The following is a 24,945-nucleotide window of genomic DNA, read 5'->3' on the forward strand; positions in this document are numbered from 1 at the left end:
GCTCAGGCAACCGGTGCCGGTGGCGGTTCATCAGGGAGTGTGGGTTCACCCGGTTCCATCGGCGGGTTATCGCCTGGCTGCGCCGGCGACGGGGTGTCCGGGCCAGGCTGGCCGGGGACGCCACCGGCCTGCATCAGTGGCGGCTGCGCAAGCAATGACCAGGCCACCAGCCCGATCTGATTGGGCTGCAGCACGGCAAGTTTGGCGCTGATTGAAGGGTCGAGTTTCATAGGCGGCTCCTGAGCGAAGTCCGACACGCCTCCTGGCGTGCCGGGACGGTTCATCTGCTTGGAGTGCCTTGCCGGCGAGTAATTCCCTCGCTTCGTCGGCTCAGGTGCGCGGCAGGGTCACACCGCGCTGGCCCTGGTACTTGCCGCCGCGGTCCTTATAGGACACTTCGCACTCTTCGTCGGACTCCAGGAACAGCATCTGCGCCACGCCTTCGTTGGCGTAGATCTTGGCCGGCAGGGTGGTGGTGTTGGAGAACTCCAGGGTCACGTGGCCTTCCCACTCCGGCTCGAGCGGGGTGACGTTGACGATGATGCCGCAACGGGCATAGGTGCTCTTGCCCAGGCAGATGGTGAGCACGTTGCGCGGGATGCGGAAGTACTCGACGGTGCGCGCCAGGGCGAAGGAGTTGGGCGGGATGATGCACACGTCGCTCTTGACGTCGACGAAGCTGCCGGCGTCGAAGTTTTTCGGATCGACGGTGGCCGAATTGATGTTGGTGAACACCTTGAACTCGTCGGCGCAGCGCACGTCGTAGCCGTAGCTGGAGACGCCGAAGGAGATCAGCCGGTTGTCGCTTTCGCCGCGTACCTGACGCTCGACGAAGGGCTCGATCATGCCGTGTTCCTGCGCCATGCGGCGAATCCACTTGTCCGATTTGATGCTCATGGCGGGTGTCCTGAAATAGCGTGGTGAAGAAATTCTGTGGGGCATCTTACCGGGCCCGGCGCCGGGTTCAAAGTTCCGTGCGGTGTTGGCGGCAAGATCCGCGTCATACGGGGCCTGCGCGGGGTATCGCGGCGCCGTCAGTCTTGAATTGCACGAAAGCTGAACAAGACCATTGGCACGTTCTGGAAAAAGGGTTATGGTGACGCCACTGTGCTGCACGTGTCACTGAGAATCTCTACCTGATGCAAGATCTCGATCAACCCATCTTCATGAATTTTCTGCCTCTTTGCACTCAGTCTCGGCCAGGGCGTTTCCTGAGCCGTAATTAACTTTGTCCAAGGAGACAGACCATGTCCAATCGCCAAACCGGTACCGTTAAGTGGTTCAACGATGAAAAAGGCTTCGGCTTCATCACCCCACAATCCGGTGACGACCTGTTCGTACACTTCAAAGCCATTCAAGCTGACGGCTTCAAAAGCCTGAAAGAAGGCCAGCAGGTCTCTTTCGTCGCTACCCGCGGCCAGAAAGGCATGCAAGCTGAAGAAGTACAAGTTATCTAACTTGCGCTTCACTGCTTGAAAAAAGCCCTGCCCTCACCGGCGGGGCTTTTTTTTGCCTTGCCGGTGGGGCTGCCCGTAGGAGCCGGCGTTGCCGGCGAAGGCAACACCGCAGTACCTGCCTGGTGATGCAGTGGGCCCTTCGCCGGCAACGCCGGCTCCTACACAGGCGAGGGTATCGACTCAGTCTTCGCTGATGGTGATATTGGGCATCGCCGGCGCCGCCGCTTCCTGCAGCACGATGCGCGCCCCCACCTGCCGTGCCAGTTCCTGGTACACCATGGCAATCTGACTTTCAGGCTCGGCAATCGCAGTCGGCTTGCCGCTGTCGGCCTGCTCGCGAATCAGCATCGACAGGGGCAGCGAAGCCAGCAGCTCCACACCGTACTGCGCCGCCAGCTTCTCGCCACCACCTTCACCGAACAGGTGCTCGGCATGCCCGCAGTTCGAGCAGATATGCACGGCCATGTTCTCGACCACGCCCAGCACCGGGATATTCACCTTGCGGAACATCTCCACACCCTTTTTCGCGTCCAGCAGCGCAAGGTCCTGCGGCGTGGTCACGATCACCGAACCGGCCACCGGCACCTTCTGCGCCAGGGTCAGCTGGATGTCGCCGGTGCCCGGCGGCATGTCGATCACCAGGTAGTCGAGGTTGTCCCAGGCGGTCTGGGTCACCAGTTGCAGCAACGCACCGGAGACCATCGGGCCACGCCATACCATCGGCGTGTTGTCGTCGGTAAGAAACGCCATCGACATGACTTCCACGCCATGCGCACGCAACGGCACGAACCACTTCTGGTCGCGGAACTGCGGCCGGGTCCCTTCGGCGATACCGAACATCACGCCCTGGCTGGGGCCATAGATGTCGGCATCCAGGATACCCACCCGCGCCCCTTCACGGGCCAGGGCCAGGGCCAGGTTGGCGGCGGTGGTGGACTTGCCCACACCGCCCTTGCCCGAGGCAACGGCCACGATGTTCTTGACGTTGACCAGGCCCGGAATCTGCGCCTGGGCCTTGTGCGCGGCGATCACACAGGTGATCTCGACCTGTGCCGAGGCCACGCCCTCGATCCCCTCGACGGCGGTCTGCAGCACCTGGGCCCAGCCGTTCTTGAACAGGCCGGCGGCATAGCCCAGCTCCAGGGCCACGCTGACCCGGTCGCCCTGGATATCGATGCTGCGCACACACCCGGCGCTGACCGGGTCCTGGTTCAGGTAAGGGTCGGTGTATTGGCGAAGGACGGTTTCAACCGCTGCGCGAGTGACGGCGCTCATGGAGACTCCCGATAAAAGACTGAATGAAACAGGTCGCTATGCTAACCCGTGAAACAACGGCAGATACGTCCATGGGGTGAAATATATTTCCCATCGTTTTATAGTGGCCGATCACCGTTCATACCCTGTAGCCGAAAGTAGCCGAGCCCCCATGTCCGAGCCACGCCAGATTCTCGTCACCAGCGCCCTGCCCTATGCCAACGGGTCGATCCACCTTGGCCACATGCTCGAGTACGTTCAGACAGACATGTGGGTGCGCTTCCAAAAGTACCGCGGCAACCAGTGCACCTACGTGTGCGCCGACGACGCGCACGGTTCGGCGATCATGCTGCGCGCCGAGAAAGAAGGCATTACCCCCGAGCAACTGATCGCGAACGTGCAGGCCGAGCACTGCGGCGACTTTGCCGACTTTCTGGTGGAGTTCGACAACTACCATTCGACCCACGCCGACGAAAACCGCGAGCTGTCGAGCCAGATCTACCTGAAACTGCGTGACGCCGGGCATATCGCCACGCGCTCGGTCACCCAGTATTTCGACCCCGACAAGCAGATGTTCCTGGCCGACCGCTTCATCAAGGGCACCTGCCCCAAATGCGCGGCCGACGACCAGTATGGCGACAACTGCGAAAAATGCGGCGCCACCTACGCACCGACCGAACTGAAGAACCCCAAGTCGGCGATCTCCGGCGCCACCCCGGTGCTCAGGGACTCCCAGCACTTCTTCTTCAAGCTGCCCGACTTCCAGGCCATGCTGCAGCAGTGGACCCGCAGCGGCACACTGCAGGACGCCGTGGCCAACAAGTTGGCCGAATGGCTGGATTCCGGCCTGCAGGAATGGGACATCTCCCGTGATGCGCCGTACTTCGGCTTCGAGATCCCGGGCGAGCCGGGCAAGTACTTCTATGTGTGGCTGGACGCGCCGATCGGCTACATGGCCAGCTTCAAGAACCTGTGCGACCGCACGCCGGAACTGGACTTCGACGCCTACTGGAAAAAAGACTCCAGCGCCGAGCTGTACCACTTCATCGGCAAGGACATCGTCAACTTCCACGCGCTGTTCTGGCCGGCCATGCTCGAAGGCGCCGGCTACCGCAAGCCGACCGCAATCAACGTGCACGGCTACCTGACGGTCAACGGCCAGAAGATGTCCAAGTCCCGTGGCACCTTCATCAAGGCGCGCACCTACCTCGACCACCTGTCGCCGGAATACCTGCGCTACTACTACGCGGCAAAGCTGGGCCGTGGCGTGGATGACCTGGACCTGAACCTGGAAGACTTCGTGCAGAAGGTCAACTCGGACCTGATCGGCAAGGTGGTCAACATCGCCAGCCGCTGCGCAGGGTTCATCCACAAGGGCAACGGCGGCGTGATGGTGGCCGGCGACGCCGCACCGGAGCTGACCGAGGCCTTCCTGGCTGCGGCACCGGGTATCGCCGACGCCTACGAAGGCCGCGACTTCGCCCGTGCGATGCGCGAAATCATGGGCCTGGCCGACCGCGCCAACGCCTGGATCGCCGACAAGGCCCCGTGGTCGCTGGCCAAGCAGGAAGGCAAGCAGGACGAAGTGCAGGCCGTGTGCGCCCAGGGCATCAACCTGTTCCGCCAGCTGGTGATCTTCCTCAAGCCGGTGCTGCCGCAACTGGCCAGCGATGCCGAGGCGTTCCTGAACGTCGCGCCGCTGACCTGGAACGACCACCAGAGCCGTCTCGAGAACCACCAGCTGAACCCGTTCAAGGCATTGATGACCCGCATCGACCCGGTCAAGGTGCAAGCCATGGTCGACGCTTCCAAGCAGGACCTGGCCGCCAGCCAGACCAGCGTGGTCACCGGCAACGGCGAACTGACCAAGGACCCGCTGTCGGCCGAGATCGACTTCGACACCTTTGCCGCCGTCGACCTGCGGGTAGCGCTGATTCTCAAGGCCGAAGCCGTGGAAGGGGCCGACAAGCTGCTGCGGCTGACCCTGGACATCGGTGACGAGCAGCGCAACGTGTTCTCCGGCATCAAGTCCGCCTACCCGGACCCGAGCAAGCTGGAAGGTCGTCTGACCATGATGATCGCCAACCTCAAGCCACGCAAAATGCGCTTTGGCGTAAGCGAGGGGATGGTCATGGCCGCAGGCCCTGGCGGCGAAGAGATCTACCTGCTCAGCCCTGACAGCGGCGCCAAGCCGGGTCAGCGCATCAAGTAAGTGCCACGCCCCGACCCTGACCGGCCGGGGCGTTCTCATTGCACCGTGATTGCCGGATAATGGCGCACAGCCTCTTGCCTGTGGCGCGCCCATGACCGAACTGCTCCTTACCCTTATCAGCGCTGCGCTGGTCAACAACCTCGTGTTGCACCAGGCCCTCGCGCTCGACCCGCTGCTGCAGCCCGTCGAGCCGGCGTCACGTCGCCGGGTGCACGCACTGGGGTTGGCGACGCTGGTGCTGATGGTGCTGGCGGTCGTACCGGGGCAGTTGCTTTACCGCTACGGGTTGCGCCCGCTGCAACTGGAGTACCTGCGCCTGTTCGTGTTCCTGCCGCTGTGCGTTCTGCTGGCAGCGCCGGTGCTGAACCGGTTGCAACGCCAACTGCCACACTGGCCGTTCACCGGCCTCAAACCCTTGCTGCTGGGCAATGCCGCCGTCCTGGGCCTTGCCCTGCAAGCCAGCGATGCCACGCTCGATCCGTTCGCCACCCTGGCCCTGAGCCTGGGCGGCGGCCTGGGCTTCTGGCTGGCGCTGTGCCTGTTCGACGACCTGCGCCAACGCAGCGACGCGGCCCCCGTGGCCTTGCGCGGCCTGCCCATCGAGCTGATCGGCGCAGGGATCATGGCCCTGGCCTTTCTCGGTTTCAACGGACTGTTCACCTCATGAGCCTGATTCAACGCATCGACGCCCTGCTGCCCCAGACCCAATGCGGCAAGTGCGGTCATGCCGGCTGCCAGCCTTACGCCCAGGGGCTGGCGGCGGGCGAGGCCATCAACAAGTGCCCACCCGGCGGCAGCGAGACCATTGCCGCACTGGCCGCACTGCTGCAGGTGCCGGTGATTGCCCTGGATACCGACCGCGGCAGTGCGCCCGCCCAGGTCGCCTTCATTCGCGAGGCCGAATGCATCGGTTGCACCAAATGCATCCAGGCCTGCCCGGTGGACGCCATCGTCGGCGCCGCCAAGCTGATGCACACGGTCATCAGCGCCGAATGCACCGGCTGCGACCTGTGCGTGGCGCCTTGCCCGGTCGACTGCATCGACCTGCTGCCACTGCCTGCCGACAGCCCCATCGTGCCGATCGTCGGCGGCCTTGCTCACACCCGGCCACAGCAGCTCGCCCGCGCCGCCCGGCGCAGCCATGCACGCCACCGCTTCGAGCAGCGTGCCCAGCGCCTGCAACGCGAAGAGGCGCGCAAGCAGGCCGAACGCATCGCGCGCAGCCAGCGGCCCGCCCCGAACGCGGCGGCTGCGGTGCCGGCCGACGACCCGATCAAGGCCGCGATTGCGCGGGTGCAGGCGCAAAAGGCTGCAGCCGCCGATGCGGCGCTGAAAAAGGCCAAGATTGCCGCGGCCATGAGTCGCGCCCAGCTGACCAAGGCGCGCACAGCCTTTGGCGACTCGCCAAGCCCGGCGCAGCAAGCGCAACTGGCTGAGCTGCAGCAAGCGCAGCAACAGGCCCAGGCTCACCTGGAATCACTGCTGGCGGTAAGCGATGCTGCCCGCGCCTGACCCGGGCGAACGCCTGCGCGCCAGCCTGCGCCTGGTGCTGCTGGCGTGCCTGCCCGGCTTGCTGGCACTGACCTGGCTGCACGGTTGGGGCACCCTGCTCAACCTGCTGCTGACCACCACCGCGGCGCTGGCGACCGAAGCGGTGTTGCTGCGCGCCCAGCGCCGCCCGGTACGTGCTGCACTGGGCGATGGCAGCGCCCTGGTCAGCGCCACACTGCTGGCCATCGCCCTGCCCGCCTACCTCGCCTGGTGGGTGCCGGTGATTGCCAGCGCAAGCGCCCTGGCCCTGGGCAAGCATGTGTACGGCGGGCTTGGCAAGAATCCGTTCAACCCGGCCATGCTCGGCTATGCCGTGGCCCTGGTCAGCTTTCCGGCCCAGATGACCCAGTGGCCCGGACCGCAACCGCTGGACCTGGGCACCAGCCTCGAAGCGGTGTTCGGCTTGGCCGTCCGACCCGACGCCTGGGCCCAGGCGACGGTGCTGGATGTGGTGCGCCACAACCAGAGCCTGACCATCGAAGAACTGTTCGGCCAGCACCCGGCCTTCGGCCGGTTCGCCGGCGCGGGCAGCGAGTGGGTCGCCCTGGCCTTCCTGGCCGGTGGCCTGTTGTTGCTGCAGCGCAAGGTGTTCAGCTGGCATGCCCCGGTGGCCATGCTGGGCAGCCTGTTCATCATGAGCCTGCTGGGCTGGAACGGCTCGGGCTCCGACTCCAATGGCTCGCCGCTGTTTCACCTGCTGGCCGGCTCCAGCCTGTTCGTCGCGTTCTTCATCGTCACCGAACCGGTCAGCGGCCCCAGGGCGGCCAGCGCACGCCTGCTGTTCGGCGCCGGGGTGGGCGTGCTGGTCTATCTGATCCGTACCTGGGGTAGCTACCCCGACGGCAGCGCGTTCGCCGTGCTGCTGATGAACCTGTGCGTGCCGGCGCTCGAACGCTGGGCCGCGCGGCGCCAAGGGCAGCCGGCATGACCCCCCGGGCGCGTGCAGTGCTGCTGGTGGCGGCCGTGGCGTGCCTGGCCATCGGCTGCGCCATTGGCTGGGCGCAGTTGAACGCCGCGCGTATCAGCCAGGCTGAACAGCAGCTCAAGGCCAGGAGCCTGCTGAGCGTGCTGCCGGCAGAGCGCTACGACAACCAGCCGCTGCAACGCCCCCTCGCACTGCCCGCACCGACCCTGGCCCATAGCACCCTGCTGGCCGGCTACCGCGCGACCCTGCTCGGCCAGCCCAGCGCCGTGGTGCTGCACAGCCGGGTACAGGGCTATGCGGGGCCACTGGACCTGCTGATCGCCATCGACAGCCACGGCCGCCTGCTGGCCACCCGGGTGCTGCAGCACCAGGAAACGCCAGGGCTTGGCGGCAAGTTGAGTGAACCGGGCAACACCTGGCTACGCGGGTTCGAGGGCCGCACGCTGGCGGACACCCCCGATCCGGCCTGGGCCCTCAAGCGCGATGCCGGCCAGTTCGACCAGCTGGCCGGCGCCAGCGTGACCTCCCGCGCTGTGATCCGGGCGGTGCACGATGCCCTGCGCTACTTCGACGAACACTCCCTCTATCTGCTGGGTACCGGTGAACATGAATAGCCGCAGCCTGCTCATCCTCAGCCTGGCCCCGATGCTGGGCGCCAGCCAGACCCTGGCCCAGGCCGCAGCGCTGGCGTTGTTCAGCCTGTTGAGCCTGTGCCTGCACCGGTTGTGCATGACGCCCTTGCGCCCGCTGCTGCAAGGGCTGCAGACCACGCTGGTCAGCGTGCTGCTGGCGGCGATGCTGGTGACCTGCCTGGAGCTGAGCCTGCGCGCCTGGGCCCTGGAGGTTCACGCGCAACTGGGCATCTACCCGGCGCTGATCGCACTGCAATGCGTGCTGCTGGAACAGTGCTTCGAGCGCCATCGCGGCGTCGCGCAAGGCCTGCTGCTGGTCATCGGCTTGTGTACAGTGCACCTGCTGCTGGGCCTGTGCCGCGAACTGCTGGGCTCTGCCGGGCTGCGCCTGGCCCAACTGACCCCGGGCGCACTGATCCTGCTGGGCCTGCTACTGGCCATTTTCAACCGGGTGCGGCGCAAGCCGGCCCCCTCTAGCCGTCAAGGAAGCCTCTGAGCCCATGAATGCTGCCAAACGCCTGGAAATCTTTCGCAGGCTGCACGAAGACAACCCGGACCCGAAGACCGAGCTGGCCTACACCACCCCCTTCGAACTGCTGATCGCGGTCATCCTCTCGGCGCAATCCACCGACGTGGGGGTCAACAAGGCCACTGCACGCCTGTACCCGGTGGCCAACACGCCCCAGGCCATCTACGACCTGGGCGTTGAAGGGTTGTCCAGCTACATCAAGACCATCGGCCTGTACAACAGCAAGGCCAAGAACGTCATCGAAACCTGTCGCCTGCTGATCGAGCGCCACGGCGGCGAAGTGCCGCAAACCCGCGAAGCCCTCGAAGCATTGCCCGGGGTGGGCAGAAAGACGGCCAACGTGGTGCTCAACACCGCATTTCGCCAGCCGACCATGGCGGTGGACACGCATATCTTCCGGGTCAGCAACCGCACCCGTATCGCCCCCGGCAAGACGGTGCTGGAGGTGGAAAAGGCATTGATGAAGTTTGTGCCCAAGGACTATCTGCTGGATGCGCACCACTGGCTGATACTGCATGGGCGCTATGTATGCCAGGCGCGCAAGCCACGCTGTGGAAGCTGCCGTATCGAGGACCTTTGCGAGTACCCGCAAAAAACCTCCGACGATTGAACAAATAGTTGAATCGGTTGCGCACGATTGAAAAAATCTTTTTTACCGGCTCTGAAAATATCGCTATAAGGTGCGCCAATAGCCCTCTTGGCATGGAGTGACTTATGAGCACCGATAACGAAGAGCTGGATATCGACGTCGAGCCGGACACGGCAGACGAACAGGAAACGGAAAGCCCGCCCGAAACGGCGAAGACCAACCTCAGCAAGCGTCGCACCATCGACAACATGCTGGAAGAACGCCGCCTGCAAAAGCAGTTGGCCGATTACGACTTCGATCTTTGACGGCCCACTTCAGGTCGCGGGCGGGCCGTCTCTAGCGCATGCAGGGGCCAGGCAGTCGCCCTGGCAAGGTCTGGTTCACACCAGGCCGTTACGCTGGGCCAGTTCGATAAGGTCCACCAGGGAGCGCGCATTGAGCTTGAGCAACAGGCGCGTCTTGTAGGTACTCACCGTCTTGTTGCTCAGAAACATGCCGTCGGCAATCTCCTTGTTGGTCTTGCCGCGTGCCAGTTGCTGCAGCACCATCATCTCCCGCCCCGACAGACGTTCGACCATATCCGCTTCGCTGGAACCGCCAAGGTTCGAACGCACCGAGTGCAGGGCCTGGTTGGGGAAGTAGCTGTAACCGGAGAGGACCGCCTTGATGGCGCTGAGCAGCTCGGTAAGGTCCTGCTGCTTGCAGACATAACCCGCGGCGCCCGCCTGCATGCACCGCATCGAAAAATGCCCAGGTGCCTGTGAGGTCAGCACCAGTACCTTTATGTTCACGTCATTGGAGGTCAACCTTGCGATGACCTCCAGCCCATCGAGCTTGGGCATGCCGATATCCAGTATCACGATATCGGGCAGGTGTTTCTTGACCAGCTGCAGCGCGTCCACTCCGTTGTCGGTCTCTGCGACAACTTCATAGCCATGCCGCTCCATCAGCATGCGTACAGCCAGGCGAATGACCGGATGATCATCCACGATCAGCACTTTATTCATGGGCAAAATCCAATTTTCGCTGTTCGATTTTTTGAGCCCGCACAATAGCCTAGTCAACCGGCATAGTGCATTGCAGCTTCCTTGACAGTTGCACGACAAGACCAGACCTACCTAAATAGAAGATTATTCCTACAAAACTTCCTGATAGCAGGCGTTAAGCAGAAACAATCATTGCGTCGTTCGAGGCGTGCATGCAGTGCGAACAAACACTAACACCGCACTCTCGCCACGTTCCATATGACAACGCTCGCCCGCACGCAGGAAATATCCGTGATATTTGACTAACCCGGGTATCAATCCTGTCACGGCGTTTTATCGCGTCGAAGTTGCACCGAAGTATTTCCTGAGGACGATCCATAACCCCCTGAACACCGAAGTACCCAGGCCGCATAGTGGTTCCAAAAACAATGCGAACCCTGACCCTTGCGCCCACGAAACAGCGCTCACGCCGAGCAGCAGGCACGTACATGAGCAACGTCGAACCGAAAAGCCCACTGACGATCATTGCTATTTTCGCGGGTATCATCGAAGCCTCTGCGTTGGCCTCACTGCCCTTTCTTGGCGAAGACAGCCAGGGTATCTACACGTGGTTTCTGGTGGGCTTTCCACCCTTTCTGACAATCCTGTTTTTCCTGACGCTCAACTTCAACAGCAAGACGCTGTATTGCCCGGAGTACAACGAGGACACGCCTGAAGTTCCGGATGAACCCAAAGACTGGCCAACTTCAGAACAACGTGAAAGTCACCTGCCGCCTGCCCGTTCTGCCTTTGCACAATTGACCACACAAGCCCCATCCCTGGGTTGCGACGCCATGGCACCCGCTATCTCGACCATCGTCATTTCCGGTGCACACAGCACATCGCTGATCGAATACCTTGTCACTCAGGCCATCACGCAACAGCCCAGGCTGGGCACGCTGGTCATCCACAACCTTGAAACCGGCACGCAGACCACACTGACCACCCATGCCCTGGGCGCCGAGCCACCGCAATGAAGGCATAAAAAAACCCGGCCTCAGGCCGGGTTCCTTTCGTTCAAGCGCCCCTCACACCAGTGAGCGGCCCTTGTTCGCGGCAATGCGCAGGCGCAGTGCGTTGAGCTTGATGAAGCCCGCCGCGTCGGCCTGGTTGTAGGCGCCGCCGTCTTCTTCGAAGGTGGCGATGTTGGCATCGAACAGCGAATCGTCAGACTTGCGACCGGTGACGATCACGTTGCCCTTGTACAGCTTCAGGCGAACCACACCGTTCACGTTCAACTGCGAAGCATCGATCATCTGTTGCAGCATCAGACGCTCAGGGCTCCACCAGTAGCCGGTGTAGATCAGGCTGGCGTACTTGGCCATCAGCTCATCCTTGAGGTGAGCCACTTCGCGGTCCAGGGTGATGGACTCGATCGCACGGTGCGCGCGCAGCATGATGGTGCCGCCCGGGGTTTCGTAGCAGCCACGGGACTTCATGCCCACATAGCGGTTCTCGACGATGTCCAGGCGACCGATGCCGTTCTCGCCGCCGATGCGGTTCAGGGTGGCCAGGACGGTGGCCGGAGTCATCTCGACGCCGTCCAGCGCCACGACGTCGCCGTTGCGGTAGGTCAGTTCCAGGTAGGTCGGAACGTCAGGGGCGTTTTCTGGCGACTTGGTCCAGCGCCACATGTCTTCTTCGTGCTCGGTCCAGGTATCCTCCAGCACGCCGCCCTCGTAGGAGATGTGCAGCAGGTTGGCGTCCATCGAGTACGGCGACTTCTTCTTGCCGTGACGCTCGATCGGGATACCGTGCTTCTCGGCGTAGTCCATCAGCTTCTCGCGCGAGAGCAGGTCCCACTCGCGCCATGGGGCGATGACCTTGACGCCTGGCTTGAGCGCGTAGGCACCCAGCTCGAAACGCACCTGGTCGTTGCCCTTGCCGGTGGCGCCATGGGAAATGGCGTCGGCGCCGGTTTCGTTGGCGATCTCGATCAGACGCTTGGCGATCAGCGGACGTGCGATGGAAGTACCCAGCAGGTACTCGCCTTCGTAGACGGTGTTGGCGCGGAACATCGGGAACACGAAATCGCGGACGAATTCTTCTCGCAGGTCATCGATGTAGATCTCTTTGACACCCATGGCCTGAGCCTTGGCGCGGGCCGGTTCGACCTCCTCGCCCTGCCCCAGATCGGCGGTGAACGTCACCACTTCACAGTTGTAGGTATCTTGCAGCCACTTGAGAATCACCGAAGTATCAAGGCCGCCGGAATACGCCAGTACGACCTTTTTTACGTCCGCCATGCCATCACTCCACGGGTTGTACGGAAAGCCGGTGATTCTACCGGCCTTACCGCAGAATTTACAGTGGGGCGACAGCTTGTGACGACAAAGCGACAGAAATTGTCGTCGGCGCGACCGGCGGTCGCACCGTCGAATCAGGCGGCGGGTTTGCCTGCCTGGGCGGCCGGCGTCTGCGTGGGTGCCGGCGCAGGCGGGGTCGCTGCCGGTTCGGCAGGCTTGTGCGGGGCAACCTCTGCGGGCTTCTCGACCGGGGTGACGCGATCGAGCTGGATGTTCACCCGGCGGTTGCGTGCCCGATTGGCGGCATTGGTATTGGCCGCCAGCGGATAGCGCTCGCCATGAAAGCGCACGGTGATCTGCTCTTCGGGGATGCCATGGGCCTTGAGGTAGTCCTGCACCGCCAGGGCGCGGCGACGCGAGAGGTCGCGGTTGGTCAGGCGGTTGCCGCTGTTGTCGGAGTGGCCATCGAGCTCGATGTGGTTGACCGTGGGGTCGGCCTTGAGGAAGTCGATGATCACGTCCAGGCGGGCACGTGCATCGGCATCCAGATCGATACCGCCCCCCGGAAAGCCCACGCGCGCCTGGCGCACCTGGTCATAGTTCATCGGCAGCAGCTTGGCCGCACAGGCCTGGTAGTCACCGTAGGCACGGTTGAACTTCACCGGCAGCACGCGCACTTCCATGCTGCGCCCGGCTTCGCCGGTGTAGTTGCGCACCACGGTGCTGCGCCCGTCCAGCAGGCCATTGATGAGCCGGCTGGCCTGGCCCTGGGAGCTGTTGAACAGCACGCCGCTGCGCGCCATGCGCACCGCGCCCAGGTTGATGTCGCCACGCCCGGGCTGCCACGGTGCGGCGGCGGCCAGCAGGGTCGCGGAGCCGGCGCCCAGCACATTGCTGGTGGAGCGCAGCTGGAAGGTGGCCTGCTCGCCCGCGCGGCGCACGAACTCGCCGCTGCCGAAATCGGCGATCGGCTGGATCAGCCGGCATTCGAACTGATCGCCCTCGACCTTCCACTCGACGTTCTCCACGCGAGTCTGGAAGGTGAGTGCCACGGCCGGCAGGCTGGCAAACATACTGAGCAGGGCTAGGTAACGCTGGCGCACGGGCGGCTCCACAAATTTCTTACGGCATACCTGCAAGCTATCGGACGCCCTGCGCAAAACTTGATAGCGAGTGCTCAGATCGGGCTTTTCCGGTAGCATTCACCGGGAGTTCGAACCGCCTGGAATCCCCAATGTCCGACCGCCTGACCCTCCTGCGTCCCGACGACTGGCACATCCATCTTCGCGATGGCGCTGTATTGCCCCATACCGTCGGCGACGTGGCGCGCACCTTTGCCCGCGCCATCATCATGCCCAACCTGGTACCGCCGGTACGCAACACTGCCGAAGCCGACGCCTATCGCCAGCGCATCCTGGCCGCCCGCCCTGCCGGCAGCCGCTTCGAACCGCTGATGGTGCTGTACCTCACCGACCGCACCCAGCCCGAGGACATTCGCGCGGCCAAGGCCAGCGGATTCGTGCATGCCGCCAAGATGTACCCGGCCGGCGCGACCACCAACTCGGACTCCGGCGTGACCAGCGTCGACAAGATTTTCCCGGTGCTCGAAGCCATGGCCGAGGTGGGCATGCCGCTTCTGGTGCACGGCGAAGTGACCCGCCCCGAGATCGACGTGTTCGATCGCGAGAAGCTGTTCATCGACGAGCATCTGCGCCGTGTGGTCGAGCGCTTCCCCACGCTCAAAGTGGTGTTCGAGCACATCACCACTGCCGAAGCCGTGCAGTTCGTCAACGAGGCCCCGGCCAACGTCGGCGCGACCATCACCGCCCAGCACCTGCTGTACAACCGCAACCACATGCTGGTGGGCGGTATTCGCCCGCACTTCTACTGCCTGCCGATCCTCAAGCGCAACACCCACCAGGTGGCTCTGCTCGACGCAGCCACCAGCGGCAGCAGCAAGTTCTTCCTCGGCACCGATTCGGCGCCCCACGCCCAGCATGCCAAGGAAGCCGCCTGCGGCTGTGCCGGCTGCTACACCGCGTTCGCCGCCATCGAGCTGTACGCCGAGGCGTTCGAACAGCGCAACGCGCTGGACAAGCTGGAAGGTTTCGCCAGCCTGCATGGCCCGGCGTTCTACGGCCTGCCGGCGAACACCGACCACATTACCCTGGTCCGCGAAAGCTGGACCGCCCCAGGCAGCCTGCCGTTCGGCGAGCAGACTGTCATCCCGCTGCGCGCCGGTGAGCAACTGCGCTGGCGCCTGCTGGAGGAGACTGTGTGAGCGACGATTACGAAGACGACCAGGAAGGTCAAGGCGGCGGTTCGCGCCATCCGATGGCAGAGCGCTTTCGCGGCTACCTGCCGGTGGTGGTGGATGTTGAAACCGGTGGTTTCAACTGCGCCACCGATGCACTGCTGGAAATAGCCGCAGTCACCATCGGCATGGACGAAAAGGGCTTCCTGTTCCCGGAGCACACCTATTTCTTCCGCGTCGAACCCTTCGAGGGCGCCAATATCGAACAGGCGGCCCTGGACTTCACCGGCATCAAGCTCGATCACCCGCTGCGCATGGCGGTCAGCGAAGAGTCGGCGCTGACCGACATCTTCCGCGGCGTGCGCAAGGCCCTCAAGGCCAATGGCTGCAAGCGCGCGATCCTGGTGGGGCACAACAGCAGTTTCGACCTGGGCTTCCTCAACGCGGCCGTGGCGCGCCACGACATGAAGCGCAACCCCTTCCACCCGTTCTCCAGCTTCGACACCGCCACCCTGGCTGGCCTGGCCTATGGTCAGACCGTGCTGGCGCGGGCCTGCCAGAGTGCCGACATCGACTTTGACGGGCGTGAGGCACACTCGGCGCGCTACGACACCGAGAAGACAGCCGAGCTGTTCTGCGGCATCGTCAATCGCTGGAAGGAAATGGGCGGCTGGCAGGACTTTCGCGACTGACCGCTTCGCCGCCAACGCCGGCGCCTGCAGACGCCACGCGACGCAGGAGCCAGCCTTGCTGGCGAACAGGCATAAAAAAACCGGCCACCAGGGCCGGTTTTTTCATGCGTGGCGCTTACAGCTTGCCAGCATTCTCGCTCAGGTAGGCAGCAACGCCTTCTGGCGAAGCGGTCATGCCCTTGTCGCCTTTTTTCCAGTTGGCAGGGCAGACTTCGCCGTGCTCTTCGTGGAATTGCAGCGCGTCGACCAGACGGATCAGCTCTTCCATGTTGCGGCCCAGCGGCAGGTCGTTGACGATCTGCGAACGGACAACACCCTTGTCGTCGATCAGGAACGCGCCACGGAAGGCCACGCCGCCTTCGGACTCGACGTCGTAGGCCTGGGCGATTTCGTGCTTGAGGTCGGCAGCCATGATGTATTTGACCGGGCCGATACCGCCGGCGTTGATCGGGGTGTTGCGCCAGGCGTTGTGGGTGAAGTGCGAGTCGATCGAAACGGCGATCACTTCAACGTTGCGCGCCTTGAAGTCATCCATGCGGTGATCCAGGGCGATCAGCTCGGACGGGCAGACGAAGGTGAAGTCCAGTGGGTAGAAGAACACCAGGCCGTACTTGCCCTTGATAGCCGAAGCCAGGTTGAAGCTGTCGACGATCTCGCCGTTGCCCAGTACTGCAGGTACGGTGAAGTCCGGGGCGTTTTTGCCTACGAGCACGCTCATTCGATATCTCCTGATGGTATTGAATGGTTTGCGCAGCCGACCCGCAGGTCCGCTGGCATGACACAAGAACTGCCCATCATACACCGACCTACGCCGTGCGCCGAGCGAATGCCAGCCCACTGCCAGACTGACCGCCGGTCGCTCTGGAACGGGCCTCTGCACAAGGTACTTTGACAAGCATTCTCATTAGCATTAAGCTCCCCGACATCAAGCCTTTACCAGCGATGGTCTCCCTTATGTATGTGTGTCTTTGTGTTGGTGTTACCGACGGACAGATTCGCGATGCGATTTACGAAGGATGCTGCAGCTACAAGGAAGTCCGTGCCGCCACCAACGTGGGCACCCAGTGCGGCAAATGTGCCTGCCTGGCCAAGGAAGTGGTACGTGAAACCCTGACCAAACTGCAGGTCAGCCAGGCCGCCCTGCCTTATCCGGTAGAATTTACCGCAGCCTGAAAACAGCGAATTTGAAGAACCGGACCTCGTGTCCGGTTTTTTTATGCCTGCAATTCAAGTAGTTAGGCTTAAAACGCGGAATACAAACATTCTTATTCCGATTAATTTTCATTTATTATTCAATAACTTAGGTTTGACACTGGAAGTTGTCGGGCTCAGACTCCTGCTTATCGACACACTTACGCAGGGCAGGACCCCATCATGAAAGGCGACGTTAGCGTCATCCAGCATCTCAACAAGATCCTCGGAAACGAGCTGGTCGCAATCAACCAATACTTCCTGCATGCGCGCATGTACGAAGACTGGGGTCTGGAAAAGCTCGGCAAGCACGAATACAAAGAATCCATCGACGAGATGAAACACGCTGACAAACTGATCAAGCGCATCCTGTTTCTCGAAGGTATTCCCAACGTCCAGGACCTGGGCAAGCTGCTGATTGGCGAACACACCAAGGAAATGCTCGAGTGCGACCTGCGCCTGGAGCAGAAAGGCCTGATCGACCTGAAGGCGGCGATTGCGCATTGCGAGACCGTGGGCGACTTCGGCAGCCGCGAACTGCTCGAAGACATCCTCGAGGCCGAGGAAGAGCATATCGACTGGCTGGAAACCCAGTTGAGCCTGATCGACAAGGTCAGCCTGGAAAACTACCTGCAGTCGCAGATGGGCGAGTAATCACGCCCAACCGGCTGTAACCAAAGCCCCGCCTGTGCGGGGCTTTTTTTCGCCTGGGGTAACCGGCCTTGCCGGCCACCGGGCCCAGGCAGGCACAAAAAAGCCCCGCAGATGCGGGGCTCTTCAGTGCAAAACCGGATTCAGGCCTTGGCCGCCTCGGCCTTGGCAGCGGCGTCCTTGATCAGGGTCTGCAGCTCGCCGTTGGCAAACATCTCGGCCATGATATCGCTGCCGCCGACCAGCTCACCGCCCACCCACAGTTGCGGGAAGGTCGGCCAGTTGGCGTACTTGGGCAGGTTGGCGCGGATTTCCGGGTTCTGCAGGATATCCACGTAAGCGAACTTCTCGCCACAACCCATCACGGCTTGCGCCGCCTTGGCCGAAAAGCCGCACTGCGGGGCATTCGGCGAGCCTTTCATGTAAAGCAGAATGGTGTTGTTGGCAATCTGCTCTTTGATTGTTTCGATAATATCCATGAAGCACCTCGCGGCTGAACTTTCCGACCTGGTTGTCGGCACGGTGACGCATTGTATCGGAAAGCCGAGCGTGACGCTCGGCCTTGCCGATATCAGGCCGCAACCACCTCTACCACCACCCCGTTGAGCGCCGCATTGCCCGATACCGCGTCGCGCTGACGCTCGTCGGTCAGATCGTTGGCACTGGCCCCTGCTTGCGCCTGAGCGATGCCCAGGCGCATGCCTGGCCGCCCGTGGCCGAAGCCGTGTGGCAGGCTGACCACGCCGGGCATCATATCGGTGCTGGCGAGCACCTCCACCTCGATGCTGCCCACGCGCGAGCTGACGCGCACTCGCTGGCCGTCCTGCAACTGCCGGCCGGCCAGGTCGTCGGGGTGCATCAGCAGCTGGTGGCGCGGCTTGCCCTTCACCAGGCGATGGTAGTTGTGCATCCAGGAGTTGTTGCTGCGCACATGCCGACGCCCGATCAGCACCAGTTGCGTGGCGTGGGGCAAAGCTTGCGCGGCAAAGCGCTGAAGGTCGGCCAGGATCACCGCGGGCGCGGCCTCGACACACTGGCTGGCAGTTTTCAGCCGTGCACCGAGGCTGGGCTGCAACGGCCCCAGGTCGATACCGTGGGGATAGCGCTCGAGGGTGTGCAGCGACAGGTCGAACGCGCTGCCCTGGCCATGGGGCCCGCCGCGCAAGCCCAGGTCGATCATCTGCGCGGGTGTCAGGGTCGGTTTGAGCGGCTTGTCGGCCAGTGCCGCGAAGGCCTTGGCCAGGCCGACGAAGATCTCCCAGTCGTGCAGCGCGCCTTCGGGCTTGGGCAGGATCGCCCGGTTGAAGCGGCTGACGTTGCGCACCGCCAGCAGGTTGAAGGTGGTGTCGTAGTGATCGTTCTCCAGCGCCGAGGTGGACGGCAGGATCAGGTCGGCATGGCGCGTGGTCTCGTTGATGTACAGGTCGATGCTGAGCATGAACTCCAGCCCTTGCAGCGCCTGCTCCAGCTGCCGTCCATTGGGCGTGGAGAGCACCGGGTTGCCGGCCACGGTGACGAGTGCACGCACCTGCCCTTCGCCCTCGCACAGCATCTCTTCGGCCAGTGCCGCCACCGGCAGCTCGCCTGCGTACTCGGGCAGGCCCGACACACGGCTCTGCCAGGCGTTGAAATGCCCGCCGCTGGTACTGGCCACCAGGTCCACTGCCGGCTGGGTGCACAAGGCGCCGCCGACCCGATCCAGATTGCCACTGACCAGGTTGATCATCTGCACCAGCCAATGGCACAGGGTGCCGAAAGCCTGGGTCGAGATGCCCATGCGCCCATAGCACACGGCCTTGTCGGCGGCGGCGAAGTCACGGGCCAACTGGCGGATCTGCTCGGCCTCGATGCCACAGCGCGGGCCCATGGCTTCGGCTGTGAACGGCGCGATTGCCTCGCGCACCGCGTCCAGCCCGGCCACCGGCAGGTGCGTGGTACGGCTCAGGCCTTCCTCGAACAGGGTGTTGAGCAGCCCGCACAGCAGCGCCGCATCAGCGCCTGGGCGCACGAACAGGTGTTGGTCGGCCATGGCCGCGGTCTCGCTGCGCCGCGGGTCGACCACCACCAGCTTGCCGCCCCGTGCCTGCAGGGCCTTGAGGCGCTTTTCGACATCGGGCACGGTCATGATGCTGCCGTTGGAAGCCAAGGGGTTGCCGCCCAGAATCAGCATGAAGTCGGTATGGTCGATGTCCGCAATCGGTAACAGCAGGCCATGGCCGTACATCAGGTAGCTGGTCAGGTGCTGCGGCAACTGGTCGACCGAGGTCGCGGAAAAGCGGTTGCGCGTCTTGAGCAGGCCCAGGAAATAGTTGCTGTGGGTCATCAGGCCGTAGTTGTGCACGCTGGGGTTGCCCTGGTACACCGCCACCGCGTTCTGACCATGGCGCTGCTGCAGGGCCCAGAGCTTCCGGGCGGCCAGCGCGAACGCCTCGTCCCAGCCGATGGCCTGCCATTGCTCGCCGATGCGGCGCATGGGAGTACGCAGGCGGTCCGGATCGTTCTGGATGTCCTGCAACGCAACGGCCTTGGGACAGATATGGCCACGGCTGAAGGTGTCCAGCGCATCGCCCTTGATCGACGTGATGCGCGGCGCCTGCCCAGGCTCATGGGCCACTTCCAGGGTCAGGCCGCAGATGGCTTCGCACAGATGACAGGCACGGTGATGCACGCTTTTGCTCATGGCCGCCTCTTGTTGTAGGTCTGATTAGCGACCTCGACTATGGCCCTGCCCCGCCCCCCTCGCCAGTGACGTTCGTGGCGTGAATCGCCCGGCATCAGGCAAGGCGATGGTCGCGGCGCGCTGGCACCTGTACCGCGCATGCGTTGCAAAGGCCTCGGCGGGCAGTGTACAAAGCCTGTCCGGCCCAATAAAAAGCGTCACCCAACGGCTTGCAACACATTCGGCAACGTCGAGTTCGCAGCCCCCACTTGGTAAGACGCGACATTTAATTATAGTATTGCGCCTTTCCCTATTTCGTCGCCCCGTGCGGCTTTCGCCGCAGGTCACTTCCGTTGTTTTCGAAAACCGGCTTTTGATGATCTGCGGTCTGTTGCAAAAAGGTAGTCAATGATGAGCGCTAGGCACTTTCTCTCCCTGATGGATTTCACCGCCGAAGAACTGGTCAGTGTGATCCGCCGAGGGATCGAGCTGAAGGACCTGCGTAACCGCGGCGTACTCTTCGAACCCCTGAAAAACCGCGTGCTGGGCATGATTTTCGAAAAGTCGTCCACGCGTACCCGGCTGTCGTTCGAAGCCGGCATGATCCAGCTCGGTGGCCAGGCCATCTTCCTGTCGCCACGCGACACCCAGCTGGGCCGTGGCGAGCCGATCGGTGACTGCGCCATCGTCATGTCGCGCATGCTCGACGCGGTGATGATCCGTACATTTGCCCACAGCACGCTCACCGAGTTCGCCGCCAATTCGCGGGTACCGGTGATCAACGGCCTGTCCGACGACCTGCACCCGTGCCAGCTGCTGGCCGACATGCAGACTTTCCTCGAACACCGCGGCTCGATCCAGGGCAAGACCGTGGCCTGGGTGGGCGATGGCAACAACATGTGCAACAGCTATATAGAAGCGGCCATCCAGTTCGACTTCCAGCTGCGCATCGCCTGCCCTGAGGGCTATGAGCCCAACCCGGCGTTCGTGGCCCAGGCCGGCGAGCGCGTGCAGATCGTGCGCGACCCCAAGGACGCCGTGCGCGGTGCACACCTGGTGAGCACCGATGTCTGGACTTCCATGGGCCAGGAGGAGGAAACTGCACGGCGCCTGGCGCTGTTTGCGCCTTACCAGGTCAACCGCGAACTGCTCGACCTGGCGGCTGCGGATGCCCTGTTCATGCACTGCCTGCCCGCCCACCGTGGCGAGGAAATCAGCCTGGACCTGCTCGACGACCCCCGTTCGGTCGCCTGGGACCAGGCCGAAAACCGCTTGCATGCACAGAAGGCGCTTCTCGAATATCTTGTCGAACCGGCCTATCACCACGCATGAGTCAACCTCTACTGCTTAACCTGCGCGACCTCGCCTGCGGCTATGGCGAGCAGCGCATCGTCCAGAACCTCAACCTGCACCTCAACGCCGGCGACATCGGTTGCCTGCTGGGTTCCTCGGGGTGCGGCAAGACCACCACGCTGCGCGCCATCGCCGGTTTCGAGCCGGTGCACGAGGGCGAGATCAGCCTGGCGGGCGAAGTCATCTCCAAGGCCGGCTTCACCCTGGCCCCGGAGAAGCGCCGCATCGGCATGGTGTTTCAGGACTACGCGCTGTTCCCGCACCTGACCGTGGCCGAGAACATCGCGTTCGGCATCGGCAAGCACCCGCGCCAGCGCCAGGTGGTCGATGAAATGCTCGAGCTGGTGAAGCTGGACAAGCTTGGCGGGCGCTACCCGCACGAGCTGTCCGGCGGCCAGCAACAGCGTGTGGCCCTGGCCCGTGCCCTGGCACCCGAGCCGCAACTGCTGCTGCTGGACGAGCCGTTCTCCAACCTCGACGTGGAACTGCGCCGACGCCTCAGTCATGAGGTGCGTGACATCCTCAAGAGTCGCGGCACGAGCGCGATCCTGGTCACCCATGACCAGGAAGAGGCCTTTGCCGTCAGCGACCATGTGGGTGTGTTCAAGGAAGGCCGCCTGGAGCAGTGGGACACCCCGTACAACCTCTACCACGAACCGTTCACGCCGTTCGTGGCCAGCTTTATCGGCCAGGGCTATTTCATCCGTGGCCAGCTGACCAGCCCCGAATCGGTGCAGACCGAACTGGGCGAGCTGCGCGGCAATCGGGCCTACACCCTGCCCCAGGGCAGCGCGGTGGATGTGCTGCTGCGCCCGGACGACATCGTGCATGCGCCCCACAGTGCCTTGAAGGCAAGCATCGTCGGCAAGAGCTTCCTCGGTGCGTCCACCCTGTACCGCCTGCAACTGGGTACCGGCAGCCAGCTCGAAGCGATCTTCCCGAGCCATATCGACCATCAGGTCGGCGGCGAGGTGGGCATTGAAGTGGCGGCGGACCACCTGGTGCTGTTCCCGGTGGCCGGCACGGTGCCGGCACAACTGCCGGTGGCGGAGAACGGCGTGCGACGCTACAGCGCGGCGCTCTGATAAGGCTTCGCCAGCAAGGCTGGCTCCTACAGGAAATTGCCTGGCCTACTGTAGGAGCCAGCCTTGCTGGCGAAAAGGGCCGCTAGAGGAACAACGTCCCGCTCGCCACCCGCGTCGCATACCCGCCAATCTTCACCCGCGCCCCCTCCAGGCGGCAGAACAGCTCCCCGCCCCGCGCGGAACACTGCACCGCGTGCAGCTCATCCTTGCCCAGGCGCTGCGCCCAGTAAGGGATCAGCGAGCAGTGCGTGGAGCCGGTCACCGGGTCTTCAGGGATACCGATCCCCGGCGCAAAATAGCGCGACACAAAATCATGCTCGCGCCCTGGCGCCGTGACAATCACGCCCAGCCCCGGCAACGGCACCAGCGCCGCCATGTCAGGGCGACAATCCCGCACCGCCTGTTCGCTTTCGAGCACCACGAACAGTTCATTGGTCTGCCACACCTCGACCACCGGGCACCCCAGCGCCTGCGCCACCGGCGGCAGCTCGGCCAGCGGCTGCGGGTCGTAGCGCGGGAAGTCCAGCACCAGGCGCCCCGCCTCGCGGCTCACGGTCAGCGGCCCCGAACGGCTGTCGAACGCCAGGCGCTCGGCATCTTCCCCATACACCTCGAACAGCACATGCGCGCTGGCCAGGGTCGCATGCCCGCACAGCGGCACTTCGGTGGAGGGCGTGAACCAGCGGATGCGCCAGCGCTGCGCCTCGCGCACGACGAATGCGGTTTCGGCCAGGTTGTGCTCGGCCGCAATCTTTTGCATCAGTTCATCGGGCAGCCATTGCTCCAGGCGATACACCATCGCCGGGTTGCCGCTGAAGGGTTGGGAACTGAAGGCATCGACCTGGTGAAATTCAAGCTGCATGGGTTGGCTCCTGCATGGGAAGGCAGCGAGCATGCCTGCCCGGGCGCTCGCGCTTCCATATACAGAATGGCCGGATTTGGAGGATACAGATGCTACTCGCGGCCGATCGCCGCAAAGCTGCCCCGGGTGTGCTCGGCCAGCACCGCCGCCGCCAGTTCCACCTCCAGCCCGCGCCGTCCGGCGCTGACATGAATGGTTTCGAACTGCTGCGCCGAAGCATCGATGAAGGTGCGCAGGCGCTTCTTCTGCCCCAGTGGGCTGATCCCGCCTACCAGGTACCCGGTGGAACGCTGTGCGGCCATCGGGTCGGCCATTTCGCACTTCTTTGCGCCCGCCGCATGGGCCAGGGCCTTGAGGTCCAGGCTGCCCACCACCGGCACCACCGCCACCAGCAACTCGCCCTTCTCGGTGCTGGCCAGCAGCGTCTTGAACACCCGCGCTGGCTCCAGGTTGAGCTTCTCGGCGGCTTCCAGGCCGTAGGAAGCCGCCTTGGGGTCGTGTTCATAACTGTGGATGCGGTGTTCGGCGCGGGCTTTCTTGAGCAAATCCAGGGCGGGGGTCATGCAGGGCTCCAGGCAGGGTGATCGGTCTCCAGTCGCTGGCTACTTTAGGGCAAAACGCCGGAGCCAACCATTACCCGCCCGGTTGCCACCGACACCACCTGAGCCACCGGCAGTCAGAATATGAATGGCAGTTCACTTTCGACCTTTGACATCAGCGTTTCTTGTCTATATTTTTTCGATTCTGAATATCGAACTGCCCCAATACCGTGCAGTTCTGCCGTCAACCCGACCAGAATGGGGATTCTGCTCGGGTTTTTGTCGAGCGCACACGCGCCTCACAACAACAAGAACCGAGGTCACGAATGACGACTGCTCTACGACAACCAACGCTGTCTGCCCAATGCATGGCCGAATTCCTCGGCACCGCATTGCTCATCTTTTTCGGTACCGGCTGCGTCGCGGCACTCAAGGTCGCGGGCGCCAGCTTCGGCCTGTGGGAAATCAGCATCATCTGGGGCGTGGGGGTCAGCATGGCGATCTACTTCACCGCCGGGGTGTCGGGTGCACACCTGAACCCGGCCGTGAGCATCGCCCTGAGCCTGTTCAGCGGCTTCGAAAAGCGCAAGCTGCCGTTCTACATCGTCGCCCAGGTGGCCGGTGCCTTCTGCGGCGCGGCGCTGGTATACACCCTGTACAGCAACCTGTTCTTCGATTACGAACAGACCCACGCCATGGTGCGCGGCAGCACCGCCAGCCTGGAGCTGGCCTCGGTGTTCTCCACCTATCCGCACCCGTTGCTGTCCACCGGCCAGGCATTTCTGGTGGAGGCCGTGATCACGGCCATCCTGATGGCGGTGATCATGGCCCTTGCCGACGACAGCAACGGCCTGCCCCGGGGCGCACTGGCACCACTGCTGATCGGCCTGCTGATCGCGGTGATCGGCAGTGCCATGGGCCCGCTGACCGGCTTTGCGATGAACCCGGCGCGCGACTTCGGCCCCAAGCTCATGACCTTCCTGGCCGGCTGGGGCAACGTGGCCTTTACTGGCGCACGTGACATTCCCTATTTCCTGGTTCCCATCATTGCGCCGATCATAGGTGCAAGCGTGGGTGCCGCCCTGTATCGCGGCGTGATCGCGCGCAACCTGCCCACGGCAGACGGCGCGAACGCCCAGACCGACGACAACGCTCGGGGCAAGACCCAGGCCTCCTGATGCCGAACCGGCGAGCCAGGCTCGCCCTGCCCCGACTTCCACCTTTTCGAGTGCAAGGCCC

At 63.4% G+C, this 24,945-nt stretch carries 27 protein-coding genes and 1 pseudogene; 17 read left to right on the top strand and 11 right to left on the bottom strand.

Going from position 1 to position 24,945, the window contains the following annotated elements; all coding sequences use genetic code 11:
• Positions 1 to 2: 2 nt before the first annotated feature.
• A complete protein-coding gene (locus KH389_RS20885; RefSeq protein ID WP_043861959.1) occupies positions 3 to 230 on the bottom strand; it encodes a hypothetical protein in 228 nt (75 codons plus the stop codon).
• 100 nt (positions 231 to 330) lie between these two features.
• Positions 331 to 897 (bottom strand): dCTP deaminase, encoded by a 567-nt coding sequence (dcd, locus tag KH389_RS20890; RefSeq protein ID WP_028943496.1) that lies wholly within the window; start codon positions 895 to 897, stop codon positions 331 to 333.
• 350 nt (positions 898 to 1,247) lie between these two features.
• Between dcd and KH389_RS20895 the strand changes: the two genes are divergently transcribed.
• Positions 1,248 to 1,457: a cold-shock protein gene (locus KH389_RS20895; RefSeq protein ID WP_008365925.1), complete on the top strand. Its 210-nt coding sequence runs from the start codon at positions 1,248 to 1,250 to the stop codon at positions 1,455 to 1,457.
• Between the two features lie 180 nt (positions 1,458 to 1,637).
• On the opposite strand, the gene apbC is transcribed toward KH389_RS20895, so the two are convergent.
• Positions 1,638 to 2,732, bottom strand: a complete 1,095-nt coding sequence (gene apbC / locus KH389_RS20900; protein WP_213606173.1) for an iron-sulfur cluster carrier protein ApbC — start codon at positions 2,730 to 2,732, stop codon at positions 1,638 to 1,640.
• 151 nt (positions 2,733 to 2,883) lie between these two features.
• Between apbC and metG the strand changes: the two genes are divergently transcribed.
• The 8 genes and pseudogenes from metG (at position 2,884) to KH389_RS20940 (ending at position 9,454) form a co-directional block, all read left to right on the top strand.
• Positions 2,884 to 4,923, top strand: a complete 2,040-nt coding sequence (gene metG / locus KH389_RS20905; protein ID WP_043861961.1) for a methionine--tRNA ligase — start codon at positions 2,884 to 2,886, stop codon at positions 4,921 to 4,923.
• 91 nt (positions 4,924 to 5,014) lie between these two features.
• On the top strand, positions 5,015 to 5,590 hold the full coding sequence (locus KH389_RS20910; RefSeq protein ID WP_043861962.1) for an Rnf-Nqr domain containing protein: 576 nt from the start codon (positions 5,015 to 5,017) through the stop codon (positions 5,588 to 5,590).
• A pseudogene (locus KH389_RS20915) lies at positions 5,587 to 6,402 on the top strand (RnfABCDGE type electron transport complex subunit B); the annotation flags it as partial. The gene KH389_RS20910 and the pseudogene KH389_RS20915, both read left to right, overlap by 4 nt.
• Positions 6,403 to 6,418: 16 nt before the next feature.
• Positions 6,419 to 7,402, top strand: a complete 984-nt coding sequence (locus KH389_RS20920) for an RnfABCDGE type electron transport complex subunit D (protein ID WP_054914748.1) — start codon at positions 6,419 to 6,421, stop codon at positions 7,400 to 7,402.
• The gene (locus tag KH389_RS20925) at positions 7,399 to 8,013 is read left to right on the top strand and encodes an RnfABCDGE type electron transport complex subunit G (RefSeq protein WP_213606175.1); all 615 of its coding nucleotides are present in this window, start codon (positions 7,399 to 7,401) and stop codon (positions 8,011 to 8,013) included. The genes KH389_RS20920 and KH389_RS20925 overlap by 4 nt, the downstream gene beginning before the upstream one ends.
• Positions 8,006 to 8,527 carry an Rnf-Nqr domain containing protein gene (locus tag KH389_RS20930; protein ID WP_043861966.1) on the top strand — a complete coding sequence of 174 codons (522 nt, stop codon included), beginning with the start codon at positions 8,006 to 8,008 and terminating at the stop codon, positions 8,525 to 8,527. The genes KH389_RS20925 and KH389_RS20930 overlap by 8 nt, the downstream gene beginning before the upstream one ends.
• A 4-nt stretch (positions 8,528 to 8,531) precedes the next feature.
• Complete coding sequence (nth, locus tag KH389_RS20935; RefSeq protein ID WP_043861967.1) at positions 8,532 to 9,170, top strand: endonuclease III; 639 nt, start codon at positions 8,532 to 8,534, stop codon at positions 9,168 to 9,170.
• A gap of 104 nt (positions 9,171 to 9,274) precedes the next feature.
• Entirely contained in the window at positions 9,275 to 9,454 is a 180-nt protein-coding gene (locus tag KH389_RS20940; RefSeq protein ID WP_043861968.1) for a PA3496 family putative envelope integrity protein, read from the top strand.
• A gap of 75 nt (positions 9,455 to 9,529) precedes the next feature.
• On the opposite strand, the gene KH389_RS20945 is transcribed toward KH389_RS20940, so the two are convergent.
• A complete protein-coding gene (locus KH389_RS20945; RefSeq protein WP_043861969.1) occupies positions 9,530 to 10,156 on the bottom strand; it encodes a response regulator transcription factor in 627 nt (208 codons plus the stop codon).
• A 467-nt stretch (positions 10,157 to 10,623) separates the two neighbouring features.
• On the opposite strand from KH389_RS20945, the gene KH389_RS27420 reads away from it, so the two are divergent.
• Positions 10,624 to 11,151, top strand: coding sequence for a hypothetical protein (locus tag KH389_RS27420; RefSeq protein WP_244988654.1), 528 nt, complete (start codon positions 10,624 to 10,626; stop codon positions 11,149 to 11,151).
• A 51-nt stretch (positions 11,152 to 11,202) separates the two neighbouring features.
• Here KH389_RS27420 and KH389_RS20955 read toward each other — a convergent pair whose 3' ends face one another.
• Both KH389_RS20955 and KH389_RS20960 read right to left on the bottom strand, forming a co-directional pair.
• Positions 11,203 to 12,420 carry an argininosuccinate synthase gene (locus tag KH389_RS20955; RefSeq protein ID WP_043861971.1) on the bottom strand — a complete coding sequence of 406 codons (1,218 nt, stop codon included), beginning with the start codon at positions 12,418 to 12,420 and terminating at the stop codon, positions 11,203 to 11,205.
• Between the two features lie 134 nt (positions 12,421 to 12,554).
• Positions 12,555 to 13,523, bottom strand: coding sequence for a flagellar protein MotY (locus KH389_RS20960; RefSeq protein ID WP_043861972.1), 969 nt, complete (start codon positions 13,521 to 13,523; stop codon positions 12,555 to 12,557).
• 131 nt (positions 13,524 to 13,654) lie between these two features.
• On the opposite strand from KH389_RS20960, the gene pyrC reads away from it, so the two are divergent.
• Both pyrC and rnt read left to right on the top strand, forming a co-directional pair.
• Positions 13,655 to 14,701, top strand: coding sequence for a dihydroorotase (gene pyrC, locus KH389_RS20965; protein WP_043861973.1), 1,047 nt, complete (start codon positions 13,655 to 13,657; stop codon positions 14,699 to 14,701).
• Between the two features lie 53 nt (positions 14,702 to 14,754).
• Positions 14,755 to 15,366, top strand: a complete 612-nt coding sequence (gene rnt, locus KH389_RS20970; RefSeq protein WP_173925077.1) for a ribonuclease T — start codon at positions 14,755 to 14,757, stop codon at positions 15,364 to 15,366.
• 115 nt (positions 15,367 to 15,481) lie between these two features.
• On the opposite strand, the gene KH389_RS20975 is transcribed toward rnt, so the two are convergent.
• Positions 15,482 to 16,084 carry a peroxiredoxin gene (locus KH389_RS20975; protein WP_043861975.1) on the bottom strand — a complete coding sequence of 201 codons (603 nt, stop codon included), beginning with the start codon at positions 16,082 to 16,084 and terminating at the stop codon, positions 15,482 to 15,484.
• 236 nt (positions 16,085 to 16,320) lie between these two features.
• On the opposite strand from KH389_RS20975, the gene KH389_RS20980 reads away from it, so the two are divergent.
• Entirely contained in the window at positions 16,321 to 16,539 is a 219-nt protein-coding gene (locus KH389_RS20980) for a bacterioferritin-associated ferredoxin (RefSeq protein WP_043861976.1), read from the top strand.
• A gap of 201 nt (positions 16,540 to 16,740) precedes the next feature.
• Positions 16,741 to 17,211, top strand: coding sequence for a bacterioferritin (bfr, locus tag KH389_RS20985; protein ID WP_043861977.1), 471 nt, complete (start codon positions 16,741 to 16,743; stop codon positions 17,209 to 17,211).
• A 140-nt stretch (positions 17,212 to 17,351) separates the two neighbouring features.
• Here the strand turns inward: bfr and grxD are convergent, their stop codons facing one another.
• The gene (gene grxD / locus KH389_RS20990) at positions 17,352 to 17,687 is read right to left on the bottom strand and encodes a Grx4 family monothiol glutaredoxin (protein ID WP_038999109.1); all 336 of its coding nucleotides are present in this window, start codon (positions 17,685 to 17,687) and stop codon (positions 17,352 to 17,354) included.
• A 92-nt stretch (positions 17,688 to 17,779) separates the two neighbouring features.
• Positions 17,780 to 19,888 (bottom strand): molybdopterin oxidoreductase family protein, encoded by a 2,109-nt coding sequence (locus KH389_RS20995; RefSeq protein WP_213606177.1) that lies wholly within the window; start codon positions 19,886 to 19,888, stop codon positions 17,780 to 17,782.
• A 390-nt stretch (positions 19,889 to 20,278) separates the two neighbouring features.
• Here KH389_RS20995 and argF point away from each other — a divergent pair, with 390 nt between their 5' ends.
• Entirely contained in the window at positions 20,279 to 21,199 is a 921-nt protein-coding gene (argF, locus tag KH389_RS21000; RefSeq protein WP_043861979.1) for an ornithine carbamoyltransferase, read from the top strand.
• Positions 21,196 to 22,305 (top strand): ABC transporter ATP-binding protein, encoded by a 1,110-nt coding sequence (locus KH389_RS21005; protein ID WP_043861980.1) that lies wholly within the window; start codon positions 21,196 to 21,198, stop codon positions 22,303 to 22,305. Before argF ends, KH389_RS21005 begins: the two co-directional genes overlap by 4 nt.
• Positions 22,306 to 22,387: 82 nt before the next feature.
• On the opposite strand, the gene KH389_RS21010 is transcribed toward KH389_RS21005, so the two are convergent.
• A complete protein-coding gene (locus KH389_RS21010) occupies positions 22,388 to 23,167 on the bottom strand; it encodes a PhzF family phenazine biosynthesis protein (protein ID WP_116052172.1) in 780 nt (259 codons plus the stop codon).
• A 92-nt stretch (positions 23,168 to 23,259) separates the two neighbouring features.
• Positions 23,260 to 23,730, bottom strand: a complete 471-nt coding sequence (ybaK, locus tag KH389_RS21015) for a Cys-tRNA(Pro) deacylase (protein ID WP_043861982.1) — start codon at positions 23,728 to 23,730, stop codon at positions 23,260 to 23,262.
• Positions 23,731 to 24,032: 302 nt separating this feature from the next.
• Between ybaK and KH389_RS21020 the strand changes: the two genes are divergently transcribed.
• Positions 24,033 to 24,884 (top strand): MIP/aquaporin family protein, encoded by an 852-nt coding sequence (locus KH389_RS21020; RefSeq protein WP_043861983.1) that lies wholly within the window; start codon positions 24,033 to 24,035, stop codon positions 24,882 to 24,884.
• Positions 24,885 to 24,945 lie beyond the last annotated feature (61 nt).

The organism is Pseudomonas qingdaonensis (assembly GCF_018398475.1).
GTDB classification, from domain to species: domain Bacteria; phylum Pseudomonadota; class Gammaproteobacteria; order Pseudomonadales; family Pseudomonadaceae; genus Aquipseudomonas; species Aquipseudomonas palmensis.